Origin of the sequence: Reinekea blandensis MED297 (assembly GCF_000153185.1) — a bacterium.
Classification (GTDB): domain Bacteria; phylum Pseudomonadota; class Gammaproteobacteria; order Pseudomonadales; family Natronospirillaceae; genus Reinekea; species Reinekea blandensis.
Genome location: NZ_CH724150.1, coordinates 376,797 through 394,244, shown reverse-complemented (window position 1 = coordinate 394,244; position 17,448 = coordinate 376,797). Strand labels below are relative to the sequence as shown.

Here is a 17,448-nt window from a genome sequence, read left to right as displayed (position 1 = left end):
GGCTCATCATTTCAGGTATAGATTACCAGTATTCTGTCATGAACGTTGATAAGTTGTTAACACAATGGTGAAAGCCTTCGCTCAGTTTTTGTTCCTGCGGATCATCCCCGGCTGGGTCGTTGCGCTGTTTTTGGTCTTCGTATCCTTTCCCTGGTTGCAGTCTGCCTATGCGCCGGTTGCCCAGCAGTTGTGGGGGCTTACGTCAACTGCCGGCAACAGTGGCATCCGCTACCAGTTGTTGGAAAATCAGCCCGCTCAAACGCTTTCGGTGGTCTGGCCTGGTGGTCTGGCCCGAAACTTAAGCGCCTATAACGCAGAACTTTCCGTCAGTGACGCGATCGATGATTTACCGCTGCCTCGGCAACAGGTACTGACTTTTATGCACGGGTTGAGTGTGCCGCGTGACATCGTGACCGAACAGTCCTCCTCCGGTCTTTGGCGCCCGGCTGATAACAGCTATAAACGACTGGTATATCGTACCGACGAGCGTACTTATCTCGACCAGATACTGGTGAGGGCACACGGTAAGACCGATGTTCAGTTCTGGCAGGTGCAGTCCGGGTTTTACCGAGTTCCGTTGGACCCCTTTGGTGGATTGTATTTATTTGCATCTGAGGCTCCGGAGCCCATACAGGTCGGTCAAGATGAGTTGTTCGATGTTCAGATTTCCAGCGATGCCCAACTCGGGCAGCAATTTCTGCGTGAGCTCTGGGCGTTAAACAATCAACACTGGTCAGTTGTGACGATCGTTTCAATGAGTGCAGCGGCCCTGATGACTTTGCTGCCGTGGTTGTTCTTTGATCGTACCCGGCGGATTTACTTGTCAGTCATCAGTCTGGTCGTGGTCAATGTAGCTTTGCTGGTTGGCTTTCAGTTTCAGTACTCCTGGTTCTATCCCGTGCTCTTACCACTGTTATCACCGTTTTTTGCCTGGATATGGTATTCGCGATCCCGCCGGATGAATCAGATCATTGCCGGCGTTCGCGCACGGCATGGTGATGTCGCCAGGCTCTGGATCAGCCATCTGCTTGACGAGGGTAAGCCGGAAGCCGCGTTTCGCTTTTTAAAGGATGAGCAAAGTGCCAACCTGCAGTGCGCGGAGCATTGGCAGTTGGTCGCTCAGGGCTATGAGCGGAACCGTCAGTTTGATAAGTCGGTCGAGTGTTATCGTGAAATCCTGGCCGTTGAGCCAGGGCATGCGACAGCAAAGCAGCGAATCAAGCAGCTCAAAGGCGTGGTGGATGGATCGAAAACGGTTGCGATCACTCAGTCCGGTGGTGAACTGCCGGTGGGGCAGGTCGAGAACCTGAGTCTCGGACGTTATCGGATTTTGTCTGAGTTAGGGCGTGGGGCTATGGGCATCGTCTACGAGGCGGAAGACCCGAAAATCCATCGCAAGGTGGCTCTAAAGGTTGTACATCTGAAAAGTCTTGGGGTTGACGAAGTAGAGCAGGTCAAACAGCGATTTTTCCGTGAGGCACAAGCGGCTGGCAAGCTGAATCACCCGAACATCGTGACGGTCTATGATGTTGGCGAGGAGCATGATGTTGCTTACATCGCCATGGACCTGTTGATCGGGAAGCCATTGTCGGCCGTGATTAGCGCTGGTCAGACGGATCTGAAAACCATGGTGAGCTGGATTGCTCAGGCCGCCGAAGCGCTGGCCTATGCTCATGAAAGTGACGTCATTCACCGGGATGTTAAGCCCGCCAATATGATTATCGAAGAACGGACACGGCGCCTGAAACTGACCGATTTTGGCGTTGCCCGCATTGCCGGCGTCCAGCAAACCCAGACCGGTATCGTACTGGGCAGTCCGTCCTATATGTCGCCAGAGCAGATTCGTGGTGAAAAACTGACCGGAGCGACGGATATTTTCAGTCTTGGGGTGACCCTTTATCAATGCATTACCGGCCAATTGCCGTTTGCCGGCGAAACGCTACCGGCACTTGCTTACGCCATTACTCAAACCAAGCAATCAAGTCCACGTACCTTGAATGACGATGTACCGGTGTCTCTGGTAAGAATCTGTAATAAAGCCCTGCAGAAAAAGCCGGAGGAGCGATTTGAAACGGCTGCCGATTTTGCAAAAAGTCTGAATAAATGGGTGAATGAACACAGTTGATTCTATACTGAATATTAAGCCAACTGAGTGCTGAAACAGGAGGTGGTCCGAAAGCAAACAGAGTCAGGCCAGTATCAAAAAGACCGGTAAACGGCCCGTTATACGACACTCGAATGCCTAATCTGATCAATTCGCCGAAGGGAGTTCCGAATGGCTGAAGCACCCAACACCGATGTCCGTACCTACGCACTCGACACCAACGTTCTGATTCATGATCCGAATGCGGTGTTTAAATTTGAAGAACACTCAGTAGTCATCCCCATGGTCGTCCTGGAAGAACTGGACAAGTTAAAAGTCGGCGCGTCGTCGGTGGCGGCGGATGCCCGTCAGGCCGTGCGCACAATCGACGAGCTCCTGGGCCCGGCATCGCCACAAGAAATTATGGCCGGGGTTCCTATCCGGCGTCCTGATGGCACGGAACAGGGCGAAATTGCCATTCTGATGCCCTCTAATGAAGATCATTCCGGGCTGTCTTCATCCAGTAACGATAATCTCATTATCAACGACCTGATCGTTCTTAAAGGGCGCAGCGACAACAGTGATGTCGTGTTAGTCACGAAAGACATCAACATGCGCTTAAAAGCGCGGGGCACAGGCTTATCCGCCGAGGACTATCACAACGATCAGCTGATCAGCGATCTGGAATCGCTTGCCACGGGCTATCATCACATCGAAGGCAGCTTCTGGGAGGCTATTGAGCAGGTTGAGCCGCAGAAAGTAGAAGGCGGCAAATATCATGTGATGAAAAAATCGACATTGCAGGCCATCCTCGAGCGAACGGTTTACGTTAACCAGTTTATTTATGACGATCGCGAGTTCGTTTGTCGGGTATACAAAGAAGATGGCGAAAATGTTGCTATAGAATTGCTGAATACTGGAATACTCATGCGACAAAAAGCCTGGGGACTAGTTCCGCGGGACCTTTTCCAGGCGATGTCGATGTACTTGCTGTTCGACCCAGAGATCGATCTGGTGGCGATTAACGGCGCCGCAGGCAGTGGGAAAACGATCATGGCCCTGGCCTGTGCGCTGGAACAGACCATGGAAACCAAAGACTATAAACGGATCATCGCGACCCGCAGCACTCGTGGATTGGACGAAGACATCGGATTCTTACCCGGTACCGAAGCCGAGAAAATGCAGCCCTGGTTGGGCGCGTTTACCGACAACCTGGAAGCGTTGCATGCCGAAGATTTCGATCCCAGCAGCAGTGAAGACTATGTGGGTGCCCGGGTGCCGCTGCAGTTTAAAAGCCTGAACTTCGTTCGAGGACGAAGCTTTCAACAGACGTTTCTCATCGTTGATGAAGCTCAAAACCTCACGCCGCACCAGGTAAAAACCATTGTAACGCGGGCAGGTGAAGGCACTAAAGTGGTGTGCCTGGGTAACCTGGCGCAGATTGATACGCCCTATCTTGGGGCGACCAGTTCGGGGCTGACGTACATGAGTGAGCGTTTTAAAGGCTTCCGTCATGGAGGCGCCATTACCTTGCAGGGTGTTGCCCGATCTCGTTTGGCAGCCTATGCCGAGACACATTTGTAAGGTGGTACGGCGCTAACAGGGCTATCATTCAATCACTCCCCGAAGTATCATGCTTTGGGGTGATTGTCAGGGGGTTAATGTGGTAGAAATCATTGTTATCGATGACCATGATCTGGTCCGATTCGGTTTGGTCAGGCTACTGTCCGATGTGGAGGGAATCCGCGTCGTAGCTGAAGGAGATAGCGGTGAAAAGGCAGTTGAACTGGCGAAAAAATTTGAGCCAGACGTGATGTTGATGGACGTACGGATGCCGGGTATGGACGGCATTGAAGCGACCAAAAAGATTCAGCGTTTTCTGCCAGATGTTAAAATCATCGCGGTAACGGCCTGCGGTGAAGACCCATTCCCATCACGGCTGTTGCAGGCCGGCGCCTCGGGATACCTCACCAAAGACGCCTCGACCGATGAAATGGTACAAGCCATTAAAACGGTGATGGCCGGGCAAAAATATCTTACCCCTGAGATTGCACAAAAACTGGCTTTGACGCGGTTTGATGGTTCTGACAACCCTTTTAGTGATTTGTCGGACCGTGAAATGCAAATCGCTACGATGATCTGTTCGTGTAAAAAAGTTCAGGAAATCTCGGATAAGCTCTGTCTGAGTCCGAAGACGGTCAATACCTACCGCTACCGCGTGTTTGAAAAGCTATCGGTCAGCAGTGATGTTGAATTAACGCATCTAGCTATCCGACACGGTTTGCTTGAGCCTCAGGAAATGGTCTAATCCGGAAAATTTTCCAGTTTCGGGTCTATGACAGAATCCAAAGACGAGCCGTTCGATCACAAAGCCTTTTTGCGTAACCTGACGTCCCGTCCTGGTGTCTATCGCATGTACGATGCGGACGACACCTTGCTGTACGTCGGCAAAGCCAAAAACCTTAAAAACCGGGTTGCCAGCTATTTCAGAGGGCGCGGACTGACCAATAAGACGGTGGCGCTGGTGCAGCGCATCCACCATATTGAAACCACCATTACGCACAGTGAAACCGAAGCGTTATTGCTCGAGCAGACGCTGATCAATCGGCATAAGCCGCCCTATAACATTCTTCTGGTCGATGACAAATCATACCCTTATCTGAAGCTGAGTCGCAGTCACACCTGGCCGGGTCTTTTTGTGCATCGGGGCAAACGAAACAGTAAAGACGAGTTTTTTGGTCCGTTTCCAAGTGCGCACGCGGTACGTGAAAGTCTGGTCTTATTGCAAAAGGCGTTTCGTATCCGTCAGTGCGAAGATTCGGTTTTTGAAAACCGTAAAAAGCCCTGTTTGCAGTATCAGATTAAGCGGTGCAAGGCGCCCTGTGTGGGCTATGTCGACCCGGAAGAGTATGAGCAGGATCTCGATAAAACACGGGCGTTCCTTAATGGCAAAAGCCAGCAGCTGATTGACACCATCGAGATCGAAATGGATAAGGCGGCCGAAGTCTATGACTACGAGCAGGCTGCCGAATACCGTGATCAACTGTTGTTTCTTAGGAAGGTTCAGGAGCAACAGTATGTTTCCGGAAGCAAGGGTAATGTTGATGTGTTTGCTGTGGTGCAGCAGCCTGGTGGTGTCTGTATTCATTTCCTGATGGTGCGGGATGGTCGGATGATCGGCAGCCGAAGTTTTTTTCCAAAGCCCGGTATTGAGGACGATGCACGACTGATTATGACGGGTTTTCTGGCCCAGTATTATCTGGCCCGGCATCAGGGCGACTGCCCGGGGTCGGTGCTGACGAATGTACCGTTGCCGGACGCGGGCTCACTCGAGGCTGCTCTGAAAGAGCAGATGGGAAGAACGGTCCAGATTCAACACTCGGTACGATCGCAAAATGCGAAATGGTTGCAGTTGGCCGAGACTAATGCCGCAGAACAGCTGCAGATGCGTTTATCTCATGGACTTCAGGTGACACAGCGCTTGGAAGCACTTCGGGAGGCGCTGGAGCTGGAGCAGTTACCGCAACGTTTGGAATGCTTTGATATTTCTCATTCCAGTGGGGAGGCCACCGTTGCCTCCTGCGTCGTTTTCGATCAGGAAGGTCCCAATAAATCCATGTACCGGAAATTTAATATTGAGGGCATTACCGAAGGTGACGATTATGCCGCCATGACGCAGGCTATTTCCCGTCGATACTCGCGACTTCAAAAAGAAGAGCAGGCAATGCCGGATCTGTTGATTGTCGATGGTGGCAAAGGGCAGATGAGTATGGCCCGCGAAGTGATGAATGAACTGGGTATCGCCATTCCATTGCTGGGGGTCGCCAAAGGTGAGACCCGCAAACCGGGCATGGAAACGCTGTTCTTTGAAACGCCTGACCAGGTTATCCTGTTGCCCAACCACTCCCCGGCGCTGCATCTGATTCAACATATTCGCGATGAAGCACACCGCTTTGCGATTACCGGGCATCGTGCTCGTCGTGGCAAAGCCCGGGTCGGTTCGTTGCTTGATGATATTCCTCAGGTGGGTCCTGGTCGGCGACGTGCACTGATCCGTCATTTCGGTAGCGCACAAGCGGTTAAGTCAGCGAGTGTGGATGAGATCAGTAAGGTCAGTGGTATTTCGAAAGGATTGGCACGCGATATCTATGATTTCCTGCATTCTTCCTGATCGAGTGCCGGTGGTCTATGCCGGATGACAATGTATAATGCGGCTAATTCGATCAAAGGTGTTTCATGAATATCCCAAATTTACTAACGCTGTTGCGGCTGGTTTTGATTCCGGTCTGTGTTGTTGTTTATTACATTCCCGCAGACTGGGCCTACACCATTACGGCGGTGTTGTTTGCGCTCGCGGCCATTACCGATTGGTTCGACGGGTACCTGGCGCGTAAATGGGGTCAAACGACACCCTTTGGCGCCTTTCTGGATCCGGTAGCTGATAAGTTAATTGTTGCTGCCGCGTTGGTGATTCTGGTTGAACGGCACGAAACGTACTGGTTGACTATTCCGGCCGTTGTCATCATTGGCCGCGAAATTGTCATCTCCGCATTGCGTGAATGGATGGCAGAAGTCGGCAAGCGTTCGAGTGTGGCCGTCAATATGATCGGCAAAGTGAAGACGGCGGTGCAAATGGTCGCGATTGTGGTCCTGTTAAGTCAGGCTCCTGGAACAACCTTGGGAACCGTAGGTATTCTGGCGTTGCAAGTTGCCGCGGTCTTAACCCTCTGGTCGATGATCGTGTATCTGAAAGCTGCTTGGAGTGACTTACGTCCTCAGTAGATCTCTGCGATATTTCTTTAGTCCGGAACCGTAAAAACCTTTTCCGGATTATCCTCTTCTGAACTTTTCTGCCATTGCCATGACCTTATCAACCGGTGTTGCGACCTGCTTGCCGAACTCTGTCGCCGGAGTGAATGCATTTAAAAGCGAGGTAATGTCATCCGCGTTAAGCCGTTCTGCGCCCAGCTCTTTAACCACAGAAAGTCCCTGCGCCCGAGCGAGATAATAGTCAGACAGTTTAATGCTGTAACGGTAATTGGTGATGAGCACCTGCACCAGAAACATGATCACGGCCAGAGCTGAGATCCGAACCAGACTTTTTTCAAGCTGGTCGTTAAGGTCACTGGTATCAAACTCTATCAGCGTCGCTTTGTAGGCTTCGAGCAGGCGCTTTTGTTCTTCAAGCTGGGCCAGAGTGTTCGCTGTCGTAGGTTGTGTGCTGTTTTTCAACTGCTCGACCAAGGCTGGTAATTGATCTTCATCCAACAAATCTGTGATGTCCGTCAGCTGATACAGTCCGCCAAAGCTGGATAGGGTGGCTAAACTGTCGTCATGAAATACCGGCGGTTGCAGGTCAGTGGGAATGCCCGTTTGAAGGTTTTGCCAGGTCAGCCCTTGGTCTCTGGACATCAACAGGGTGCCGTCATCCCCCGGCACAAAAAGATCATTGTCGGGCGACTGCACGGCCGGTTTCAGATCCGCCGGCGTCCGGGTATTGACCGGAACCCAGCTCCTCCCGTTGTTAGTGGAAAGCAGTAAGGCCCCTTCATCGCCACTGATCAGCCCGGTGGTTCCAAAAAAGACGGGCGGTGCCAGATCCACACTGACCGATAACGATTGGTCAATCCATTGTTGTCCTTCATTGCTCGACGTTAGCAAAGCTCCATTGTCACCGGTAACAATAAGCAGCCCTTGTTCCGTTTCAACAGGCGGATGTAAGTCAGCAATGGCGGATGTTTGAATGGGTTGCCATTGCTGCCAGTCCGGATCAGAAACCAGCAGCAATCCGTCTTCGGCAGCAACGATCGCGCGACCCGATTGAGTTATGATCGGGCGGTTTAAGGTGTGATCGGTTGCTGTAATGACCTGTTGCCAATCGCGGCCATCCAGAGACATTAATAATGTGCCATCATCACCTGCAACAAGCCAACGTCGGTCATCAAATGTTGCCCAGTGGAGATCATTCCCCGTGTTGAGTGTTAGTTTCCTCCACGATTCCCCTCCATTGTCACTGAGCAACAATGTGCCCGATTTACCGACAATGACTCCGATTCCCTGACTATTGAAAACTGCCGGTTGTAATGGGACTGTGGCGAGGTTGTTTACTTGGCGCCAGGACGCGTTAGCGGCCGTTCTCACCAGCAGGGTGCCGTCCTGACCCGTGATAACAATAACGCCGGTTGAGCTTTGACTCGGCCGGTTCAAATCCGTTGCCAGGGACAAATCGATGGGGTTCCAGGTGGCTCCGGCGTCGTTGGAAACCAACAGTGCGCCTTGAGAGCCGGTAATGATGCCTTCGGTGTTATTAAGAAACAGCGGTGGCCAGAGCGCGTCAGTGATCAGTGTGGTTTGTTCTTCCCAGTTTTGGCCACTTGAATCGCCTATCAGCACCTGACCCTCATCGCCGGTAACTATCCAATGACCATCAGGACTTTTTACCGCCGGCCATAGTGGTTTTAAGCCGGGATAATAAAGGGGCTCCTGACGATTTGCCTGGCTGAAAACAGAGGACGCGAGAAAAGGGGGCATGGCCAGAAGAGCTTCGTCAATTTGTTGCTCAATGTCGGAAATCCGCAACTCAACCGCTTCCGTGCTTTGCGCACCACGGAACAACTTGTCGGCCATACTGAGCACATAGGGCAGTGCAATGACAACAAAGAGCCCCAGACCAATGAGCACGGTAATTGACAATGAGTAACCGCGTGCAGTTTTAGCATGCGTAGCACTGAGTTCACGGTAGTAGTTGATGGTGTCTTTAAATGGGGTTTCTTCGGCAGCGGTTGTATCCGACATGACAGTCACCTTTTCCTTGGGCGGCTATGTTGTTCAATCCCTGGCCTGAAACGACCTGACCACTGCAGGGTGCATAAATCTACGGATTGACCATAGCACACTGAAAGCTGTTCAAAACCTGGTCATTTCGTTCCTACAGATCTGTATTTTTCAGTCAAACCGGTTAAAACTTTAATAAAATCAGGAAGTTATAAAAAAATGTTTGACAACAAACAGAACGTCGGTAAAATGCGCATCCGTTGTCAGGGCAAGATGCTTGGCGACAGGATTGAAAAGCGGGAATAGCTCAGTTGGTAGAGCACAACCTTGCCAAGGTTGGGGTCGCGAGTTCGAGTCTCGTTTCCCGCTCCAAACTTAACGTTGTTTTGTTAAGTGTTGTGAGTAAAAGCGACCCCAAGGGGTCACGATCGGAATGCCGACCAGTTGAGTCTAAGTTCCGGCTCCAAAACAATCCGACTAACCGAATTCACAAGAAGCGACCAACAACGGTCGCTTTTTTGAATGCAGGGTCTGCGCTTAGGTTGCCAGACTTTGTCAATCAGTCCAGAGGTAGCGGCTGATTATCGGGCGCGATGGCAGAGTGGTCATGCAGCGGACTGCAACTCCGTGTACGCCGGTTCGATTCCGACTCGCGCCTCCAATTTACAATCACCTTTACAAGTCCCACTTGTACCCCGAGGCCCGGGTGGTGAAATTGGTAGACACAGGGGACTTAAAATCCCCCGATCATTGCGATCGTGCCGGTTCAAGTCCGGCTCCGGGCACCATCTCCAGGCAAATACATTGCTGTTGATCTTCGAATAATCATTCCATTTAATCCTCAAGAGTTTTAAGCAACATTTGCTCGTCACACCTCCTGCTTATCAAGCGTCATGATGACCTGTTCTGCGTTATGCCGTCTGACCGTTCTTAGATGTTTAAAACCAAGCCGTATTAGCAACGCAATAGAGCGGTGATTGTTAATCTGGGTTTCGGCAATGATCGGGCCAGTGAGGCTCGGTAGAGCGGATTTTAGCGCTCTATAGGCAAGTCCCTGGCCTTCGTACTCTGGAAATATCTGGTAGCTGATTTCTGTTCCGGGCTCTTCACAATGGTCTGACCAGGACAGCATACCGGCGAATTGCCCGTTGGTTTCTATCGCTAAACGAGAGTCAATGGTCTCAGTCAGCATTCGCTGTACACGGCGCTCTGCCAACTTAAGAGATAAGGGGCCTCCCAGAAAACGCCGAACCTGAGCATGGGTCAGTAACCGAATCAGGCCCACCTGATCTTCAGGTTTTAAGGGTCTAACCGTCACCTGCTGACAAGCTTTGTATAGCTTTTTGTTGATGGGGTTGGAGGGCATCGGCTGAACTCTTCAACTATCGTGCTTTCAATATTTGTAGTTCGCCACATTCTGGTCTTATTTGAAAGTGAAATGTCAAGGTAACCGGTTACCATTGTGTTGAATGAGCGCTCACGCTACTTTGGTCGTTCGAAAAAGTTCCTATCTAACCCATCATTGAGTTCTGCTTTTCGGAAATTTGTCGGCGGGGTACCGCGTCGATAACAAAAGAAAATCGGAAGCTATTGAAATGCCTAACCACAGGAAGCGCGCATGGCACTGATCAAGAATGTTCTGATCTCCTTACTCATCCTGGCCGTTGGTTATGCCGGTTATGTCTGGCTGAACCATGAGCCGAGCGCAGGTCGATCGGCCATGGCGGCGCCCCCGCCGGCTCAGAATGAGGATGCCGAGAAAACATCAGAAGACGAAACCGCCAATAATGATAGTGAAAATGCGGAGTCAGGGTCGGCAGACTCGCAAGCATCAAAAGGTGAGGAATCGGGACCATCCCGCGAGAATAACTCGTCCTCGTCAAATCGTAATAGCGGTCGAACCGGCCGTTTCGCGCAACAGGCGGCCACCTCGGTTGAAGTTCTCAGAGCGTCTCCGATGGTTCAGCCTGCCATGCTGAGGGTTTATGGCGCCATCGATGCGGAACGATTTGCGTCCTTAAGAGCACCGGCAGCGGCGACTGTCAGTGAGCTCAATGTGCGAGAAGGCGCTCGAGTCGATGGTGGTCAGACACTGGCGGTGCTGACCAGCGAAGATTTACCTGAACAATTACGACAACGGGAGGCCGCGCTCAATGAGCTGGATGCCCGCATTCGTAATGAATCTCTGCGTCATCAAACCGATTTGGAAGCTTTGGAGATTGAAGAAGAATTAGTGCGAATTGCTAAGAATGCCGTCGATCGCTTCAGCAGCCTGAACAGTCAACAGCTGACATCCAATACTGATTATGAGGCGGCCTTACGAACCTACCAGAGCCAGCGGTTGTCACTGCAGAATCGGCAACTGACTATAAACCAATATGCGGATACCCAGGCACAGCTTCAGGCTCAACGGGAACAGTTGCTTTCTCAGATTCGACAAACCCGGCAGCTCATTGAAGACTTAACGGTGCAGGCTCCGTTTACCGGCTTGCTGGCCCGCGTACATGTGAAAGACGGGCAGGAAGTGAGTGGTTCCGAGGCCATTGTGGATCTTTATGACCCCGCCAGTTTGGTACTGCATGTGCGGGTACCGGTACGCTACCAACTGAGCCAGAATGAGCTGTCATCAGTGACAGCCACCGACAGCCAGGGACGACAGTGGCGCGCTGTGGCTATCCGTCCAATGAATGAATCGGGTGCTCAGCGTTTAACCTTAACCGCCGACATATCCGCACAGGACAGTGCGCCGTTGCCGGGAACCTACGAATGGCTGACGGTGAGCTATCCGATGACGCAGCCTACCATCGAAGTTCCGATGACGGCACTTTACGATCAACAACGCCTGTATGTTTATGATTCACAAACGCAGCGAATCAAGGCCGTGGACGTCGCCATCGCGGGGCAAACTGAAACAGGTTATCTGGTGACAGGGTTAGCTGATGAAACCGTAGACATTATTTCCACGCGCCTGAAAAACCCGGTCAGTGGCATGGCGGTATCTGTAGTGGCCGACAATCGTGGAGATCGCTCATGAGGGCGTGGATTGCACTGTTTGCCAGCCACCGTATTGCTGCGAATGGCGTGATGCTGGTCATTATCGGGGCAGGGCTGTGGGGGCTCTCAAACGTTAATAATCAGTTTTTTCCGGATTTCAGTTTTGAACGCATTATCGTCAGTGCGAACTGGGACAGCGTCAGTGCCGAAGATATGTATCAGGCCGTGGCCCAGCCTCTGCAGCAGTCGCTGACCGGAATGCCGGAAATTGAGTCGATGACAACCCGCGCGCGGGATGGTCGCGTGGATCTGTACATTGCCATTACCGATCGGGCGGGTGGTCTTGAAGAGGCATCTGAGCTGATTGAAGAAACGATCAGTACCGTCAATCTGCCCGACGACGTTAATGAACCGGTGGTGTTCACCCCTCAGCGACGGGAAAGTGTCGCTGACCTGCTGTTGTATGGCGATGTGCCGCGCGATGAGTTGGCTGATCTGGCCTACAGCATGCAGAGTGATCTGTTGCAAGCCGGTTTTGCCGAAGTCGGACTGAGTGGTCTGCCGTCCCAGCAGATCGACATTACCATTCCAATGCAAACATTGCTGGAGACGGGCCTGACATTAGATGCGATCGCCGCTGCGGTGGCCGATGAGTATTCCGCACAACCGGCCGGAGCGACGAACGGGCTCAGTCAGACCTTGCAATTGCGCAGTAAGAACGAGTCCGTGGATCTCAGCAGTCTGTTAAATACGATCGTGTCCAGTGGTGACTCGGGCCGGGTTCTGAGGGTTGGCGACATTGCCCGAGTTGAGCGTGTGACCGAACCCTATTCGGCCGAACTGGAGTACGAGGGCAAAGCCGCCATTCAGCTGTCACTGCGGCGAACCGCCGGTGAAGACACGTTGGAAAATGCCGAGCTGATGGCGCAATGGTTAACCGAGGTTGAGCCGACCTTGCCTGATTCTGTGCAACTCAAAGCTTATAATCAGGTCTGGCAAACCGTATCCGATCAGCTGAACCTGCTGATAAAAAACGGTGCCCTCGGTATGGTGATGGTGTTAGTGGCGCTGTTTTTCTTTTTGAATACCCGCTTAGCGTTCTGGGTAGCGTTAGGCATCCCTATTAGCTTTCTCGCGACGTTCCTGTTTATGTCTTATACCGGGACGTCGTTAAACACCATCAGTCTGTTTGGCTTTATGATTGCGTTGGGCATTATTGTGGATGACGCCATTGTGGTTGGAGAGCAGACCCGCGCCTACCAGCAGATGGGGATGAATGCTCAAGAGGCTGCCATTCGGTCGGCTCAGAAAATGTGGCCGCCGGTTCTGGCGTCCAGTTTGACAACCATTGCGGCCTTCGTGCCATTGCTGTTGATCAGCGGACCCATTGGTCGATTGGCTCAGGACATTCCGATCGTTGTGACCATTGCAATAATTGCGTCTCTGATTGAATGTTTTCTGATCCTGCCGGGTCATCTGTCACACAGTCATCATAAGAAGGATCGAAAGCTTCGACAGACATTGGATGCCGCATTCAATAAGGTGCGGGATCAATGGTTCCGACCAATTGTGCGATGGTCTTTGCACAATCGATTAATCTTAATCGCTTTTATCATCGCCAACTTCATGATCGCCGTTGGCATGGTGACCAGCAGGACCGTTCCGTTTCAGTTTCAGCCATCGGTTGAATCGCCATCGCTGTCCGTGTTTGTGGAGTTTGCCGAGGGCGTTGTACCGGATAAGGTTGATCGGTTTGTTGATCATTTGACCGTTACGTTGCAGCAGGTCGAAGATGATACCGGGTATGACTTTATCAAAACCGCTGTGGTCACGCGCAATCAGGGTGGTCGACCTAATCAGGCACGCATTGATGTGGAACTGATCAGCGACCAGGATCGTCCCTATACCAACCAGGAGTTGGTGAACCAATGGCGCCAGGCCACGACCTTGCCGAGTGAAATCGATAACATCAGCTTTGGGCGCGGGCGGTGGTTTGGCGGCGATTCAGGTGATGTCACCGTGTTGCTGAAAGGCGATGACATTAATGAGTTGAAATCCGCCTCCGAGGCATTACAGCGCCAGCTGAACCAGACGACCGGACTGTCCGATGCGACCGATGATCTGCCCTATGGGGAAGAACAACTTCAGTTTGAACTGTCTTCCTTGGCCCGCGAGCTTGGCATTACTGAAGCAGGCATCGCTCGTTTTATGCGCCAGAGTCTGGACGGCGTCAGTGCCGCGGATCAGGTTTTGGGGTTGCAGACGCTCGATGTCAAAATCGTTCTGCCGGCTGAGCAACGCACAACGCTAAACGACATTTTAAGTCTGCCTTTTCGCGCGCCGAATGGAGAGTTAGTGCCGTTGGATGATCTCATTCACAGTCAGTATTTGCGTGGGATTGATCAGATTCGAGCCGAAAACGGAGAGATCTCAGTTGAAGTGTCGGCCACATTAGACACCAACGCCATGACCAGCGATGACATGTACAGCCTGCTGGAAAATGACGTCCTGCCCAGATTTCAGGCGCAGTATGGAACCGTGGAGGTCAGCCTCAGCGGTGGTGCTCAGGAACAGGAAGCGTTCTTCTCTGATACTGCCTTAACCCTGCTGGTGGTGTTGGTTTTGATTTTCGGAATACTGGCCTGGGTGTTTGAAAGCTGGCTTTGGCCTTGGGCGATCATTGCCACCATTCCATTTGGTCTAACCGGCGCAGTCTACGGCCACTGGTTAATCGATCTGCCGCTGTCGTCTTTGTCCGTCATGGGACTGTTTGGACTGGCCGGTATTGTCATTAACGACAGCATCGTTTTGGTCAGTGTGTATCGGGATTTGCGTGAGGAGGGCATGGCACTGCTGACGGCTCTTGAAGAAGCGGTGGCTCGCCGTTTGCGTCCGGTCTTGCTCACGAGTATGACGACTATGGTTGGGTTAACTCCGATTTTGTTTGAGACCAGCTTGGATGCGCAGTTCCTGAAACCCATTGCGGCAGGCCTTGTGTTTGGGTTGCTGTTTGGTACGACGCTGGTTTTGTTATTTGTTCCGGCATTGCTGTTGACGATTGAACATGCCCGCACCCGACTGGATCAATGGCGTCAGCGTTTTAGCAATCGACGTCCCGAAATCAGCGGATAACCGGGCGCTGCACGTGGTTTAAGAAAACTGGTACAGTCTCAGGGTTTTCATTTCTGGGATGTACCACGTGCCGTTCATAGAACATAAGTTTGGGAAAACCTTTTATCGCTCGAAAGGTCGAAAGTCTGGTCGATTGCCATTGGTGTTTCTGCATGGAGGACCGGGGGGACGGTCAAAGCCAGACTCGCCGCTTTTTGAGCTGGCCGATGAACGCAAGGTTTTTCTGTACGATCAGATCGGAGGCGGCAAAAGCACCCCGATTAAAAAGCGACAAATGACCATTGCCACCTTTGTGGAAGAGTTACGGATTCTCCTGGATGCCTGGGGGCTCGATGAGTGCCATTTGGCGGGTGGAAGTTGGGGAACCACCCTGGCGTTGGAATACTACCTTCGGCATCGTGGCAAAGGCATTCGGTCGTTGACCTTTCAATCGCCCATGTTCAGCGCGTTCGATTGGGAAGCCGATGCACAGAGACTGATCACCAACATGACACCTGAAGATCAGAAGGTCATTCACTATTGTCACGAGATCGGAGCCACAGACGCTCAGGTTTACAAAGACGTCAGTTATCGTTACTACGCGCGTCACGTTAATCGCAACCGGAAGAAACTCAAGGAAATGATGAGTAACGATGGCGCCAATCCTCATGGCGGCGAAGTCTATCAGACGATGTGGGGCCCCACCGAGTTCAAGCCAACCGGCACATTAAAATCCTATGATCGCACCGCTGATCTGCACCGGATTGACGTGCCGGTGCAATTTATCTGTGGTGAGCACGATGAAGCGACACCGCAGACCGCGCAGACCTATTGCAACGCTATCGCTCATGCCAAGTTGAGTGTTATTCAAGGGGCTTCGCATTCGATTGCCGCAGAAAAACCAAAACCGTTCATACGAACGCTGCGTCGTTTTCTGAGAGAACAGGATTGATCAACGCGGACAGATTAGGAGAACAGGATGACTCATAAGCAGTTTGCCGAAGAGGCTTATCAGACGACTTACCAGGGCAAGCTGATCAGGCTGCAGTCTGACCCGCCCGCTGTGATTCTGGACAGCACCATCTTCTATGCGCTCAGTGGTGGTCAACCGGGTGATACGGGTGAACTCTCAGCAGATGGCCTCACTGTGCGCGTCGTCGACACCCGTTATGATGCCGATCGTAAAACCATTCTTCATTATCTGGACCCCGAGTCGCCCGTGCCGGAATGGAAGACGGGGCAAATTATCGAAATGAAGATCGACTGGGCGCGTCGCCATCGACTCATGAGGATGCATACCGCCATGCATTTGCTGTGTTCATTGATTCCTTATCCGGTTACCGGAGGCGGCGTGGGTGAACGTGAAAGCCGGGTTGAGTTCGATATGGACACGGCCGATTTTGACAAAGCCGACCTCAGTCAGAAGCTGAATCAGTTAGTGACACAAAACCTGAGTGTAGACGTCAGTTCGATTACCGATGACATGCTGGATAACAACCCGGAACTGATTCGAACCATGAGCGTTCAACCGCCACGTGGTCAGGGGTCTGTTCGAATGATCAATATCGGGCAGGGTATCGATTATCAACCCTGCGGTGGAACACACGTGCGGGAAACCGGAGAGATTGGCGAACTGGTGGTCACGAAAATCAAAAGCAAGGGGAAACAAAACAAGCGTGTCAGCCTTGCTTTAGTCACGCCCTGACGAGACTAGAGCCAACTTATACCAATGTTGAAAGCAGGGCGGAACATGTCAATCAAAGGGTCGGATATGTCCGTCAATGAGTGCACGATAAGGCACAGAAAACTGGCAACCATCAGCGGCGTTTACAATCTAACAACGACCGCTGAATCCTCTGTTTGTAAGCCCGCCACCTGATTAAAAGGCGAACGTTAATTGCGGTTCTTTGTTGACCGGTACATCCGGGGTCGAAGAGAACACCAGCGTCCGGCAACTCAACCGACCCTCATCTTGCAGAACGTCCGGTAACTCATGGCTACCATCAGTCCAAATCGCGACTAACGAGCTTTTGCCATTCTGGACACATTGTTGAATATACTCTTCGGTATCGGGCGCATTTTGGCTCAGGCGCACGACTCGGATGTAGTGATTAGACAAGCCAATATCCCGCAAATAGCGATCATTAGGAATAAACGGCGGGTTGACCAGTGTCACCCACTGTCTGGGATTGGCATTACTCCGAATGGCATCGATCAGATGATGCCATTGTTCCAGAATAGGGCTGTTTGCATCCTGATGATCAACCTTGGGCTGATTCTGCTGGGCCATCATCGCGAAAAGACCGGTTTGTCGGCTGTAATTATAGTTTGCCGTTAACATACTCTCGACCGCCTGTATAAATAAACAGTATCTGTAGTTTTATACAGTAGTCGTGGATTGTCAATCTCTGATATTGATTTCCGATACACATCGGCACCGGTCGTAGTTCCGGCGGTATCACTTGGTAGAAACAAAATGAGGCAGT

General features: G+C 51.8%; 12 protein-coding genes and 3 tRNA genes. 12 read left to right on the top strand and 3 right to left on the bottom strand.

The genetic code is table 11. From position 1 onward, the window contains the following. Window positions 1–64: 64 nt before the first annotated feature. From MED297_RS21145 to pgsA, 5 genes are all read left to right on the top strand, one after another. A complete protein-coding gene (locus MED297_RS21145) occupies window positions 65–2,125 on the top strand; it encodes a serine/threonine-protein kinase (RefSeq protein ID WP_008043652.1) in 2,061 nt (686 codons plus the stop codon). Window positions 2,126–2,275: 150 nt separating this feature from the next. Further along, entirely contained in the window at window positions 2,276–3,667 is a 1,392-nt protein-coding gene (locus MED297_RS07195; protein ID WP_008043651.1) for a PhoH family protein, read from the top strand. Between the two features lie 79 nt (window positions 3,668–3,746). Further along, window positions 3,747–4,391 carry a UvrY/SirA/GacA family response regulator transcription factor gene (gene uvrY, locus MED297_RS07190; protein WP_008043650.1) on the top strand — a complete coding sequence of 215 codons (645 nt, stop codon included), beginning with the start codon at window positions 3,747–3,749 and terminating at the stop codon, window positions 4,389–4,391. A gap of 27 nt (window positions 4,392–4,418) precedes the next feature. Beyond that, window positions 4,419–6,254 carry an excinuclease ABC subunit UvrC gene (uvrC, locus tag MED297_RS07185; protein ID WP_008043648.1) on the top strand — a complete coding sequence of 612 codons (1,836 nt, stop codon included), beginning with the start codon at window positions 4,419–4,421 and terminating at the stop codon, window positions 6,252–6,254. A 65-nt stretch (window positions 6,255–6,319) separates the two neighbouring features. Then, a complete protein-coding gene (gene pgsA, locus MED297_RS07180; protein ID WP_008043646.1) occupies window positions 6,320–6,865 on the top strand; it encodes a CDP-diacylglycerol--glycerol-3-phosphate 3-phosphatidyltransferase in 546 nt (181 codons plus the stop codon). A 48-nt stretch (window positions 6,866–6,913) separates the two neighbouring features. Here the strand turns inward: pgsA and MED297_RS07175 are convergent, their stop codons facing one another. Beyond that, window positions 6,914–8,878: a WD40/YVTN/BNR-like repeat-containing protein gene (locus MED297_RS07175; RefSeq protein ID WP_008043644.1), complete on the bottom strand. Its 1,965-nt coding sequence runs from the start codon at window positions 8,876–8,878 to the stop codon at window positions 6,914–6,916. A gap of 275 nt (window positions 8,879–9,153) precedes the next feature. Here MED297_RS07175 and MED297_RS07170 point away from each other — a divergent pair. The 3 genes from MED297_RS07170 (at window position 9,154) to MED297_RS07160 (ending at window position 9,645) form a co-directional block, all read left to right on the top strand. Further along, a tRNA-Gly gene (locus tag MED297_RS07170) sits at window positions 9,154–9,229 on the top strand. Window positions 9,230–9,444: 215 nt separating this feature from the next. Further along, window positions 9,445–9,518: transfer RNA gene (locus tag MED297_RS07165), tRNA-Cys, on the top strand. A gap of 39 nt (window positions 9,519–9,557) precedes the next feature. Then, window positions 9,558–9,645 (top strand) — tRNA-Leu (locus tag MED297_RS07160). 80 nt (window positions 9,646–9,725) lie between these two features. Here MED297_RS07160 and MED297_RS07155 read toward each other — a convergent pair. Then, complete coding sequence (locus MED297_RS07155; RefSeq protein ID WP_008043637.1) at window positions 9,726–10,223, bottom strand: GNAT family N-acetyltransferase; 498 nt, start codon at window positions 10,221–10,223, stop codon at window positions 9,726–9,728. Window positions 10,224–10,475: 252 nt separating this feature from the next. Here MED297_RS07155 and MED297_RS07150 point away from each other — a divergent pair, with 252 nt between their 5' ends. The 4 genes from MED297_RS07150 to MED297_RS07135 are packed head-to-tail and all read left to right on the top strand — an operon-like array spanning window position 10,476 to window position 16,667. Continuing rightward, window positions 10,476–11,891, top strand: a complete 1,416-nt coding sequence (locus MED297_RS07150) for an efflux RND transporter periplasmic adaptor subunit (RefSeq protein ID WP_008043636.1) — start codon at window positions 10,476–10,478, stop codon at window positions 11,889–11,891. Further along, window positions 11,888–14,983, top strand: a complete 3,096-nt coding sequence (locus MED297_RS07145) for an efflux RND transporter permease subunit (RefSeq protein ID WP_008043635.1) — start codon at window positions 11,888–11,890, stop codon at window positions 14,981–14,983. Before MED297_RS07150 ends, MED297_RS07145 begins: the two co-directional genes overlap by 4 nt. A gap of 58 nt (window positions 14,984–15,041) precedes the next feature. Then, window positions 15,042–15,914 carry a proline iminopeptidase-family hydrolase gene (locus MED297_RS07140; RefSeq protein ID WP_008043634.1) on the top strand — a complete coding sequence of 291 codons (873 nt, stop codon included), beginning with the start codon at window positions 15,042–15,044 and terminating at the stop codon, window positions 15,912–15,914. Window positions 15,915–15,941: 27 nt separating this feature from the next. Continuing rightward, entirely contained in the window at window positions 15,942–16,667 is a 726-nt protein-coding gene (locus MED297_RS07135) for an alanyl-tRNA editing protein (protein ID WP_008043626.1), read from the top strand. A 174-nt stretch (window positions 16,668–16,841) separates the two neighbouring features. On the opposite strand, the gene MED297_RS07130 is transcribed toward MED297_RS07135, so the two are convergent. Continuing rightward, complete coding sequence (locus MED297_RS07130) at window positions 16,842–17,303, bottom strand: hypothetical protein (protein WP_008043624.1); 462 nt, start codon at window positions 17,301–17,303, stop codon at window positions 16,842–16,844. Between the last annotated feature and the right edge of the window lie 145 nt (window positions 17,304–17,448).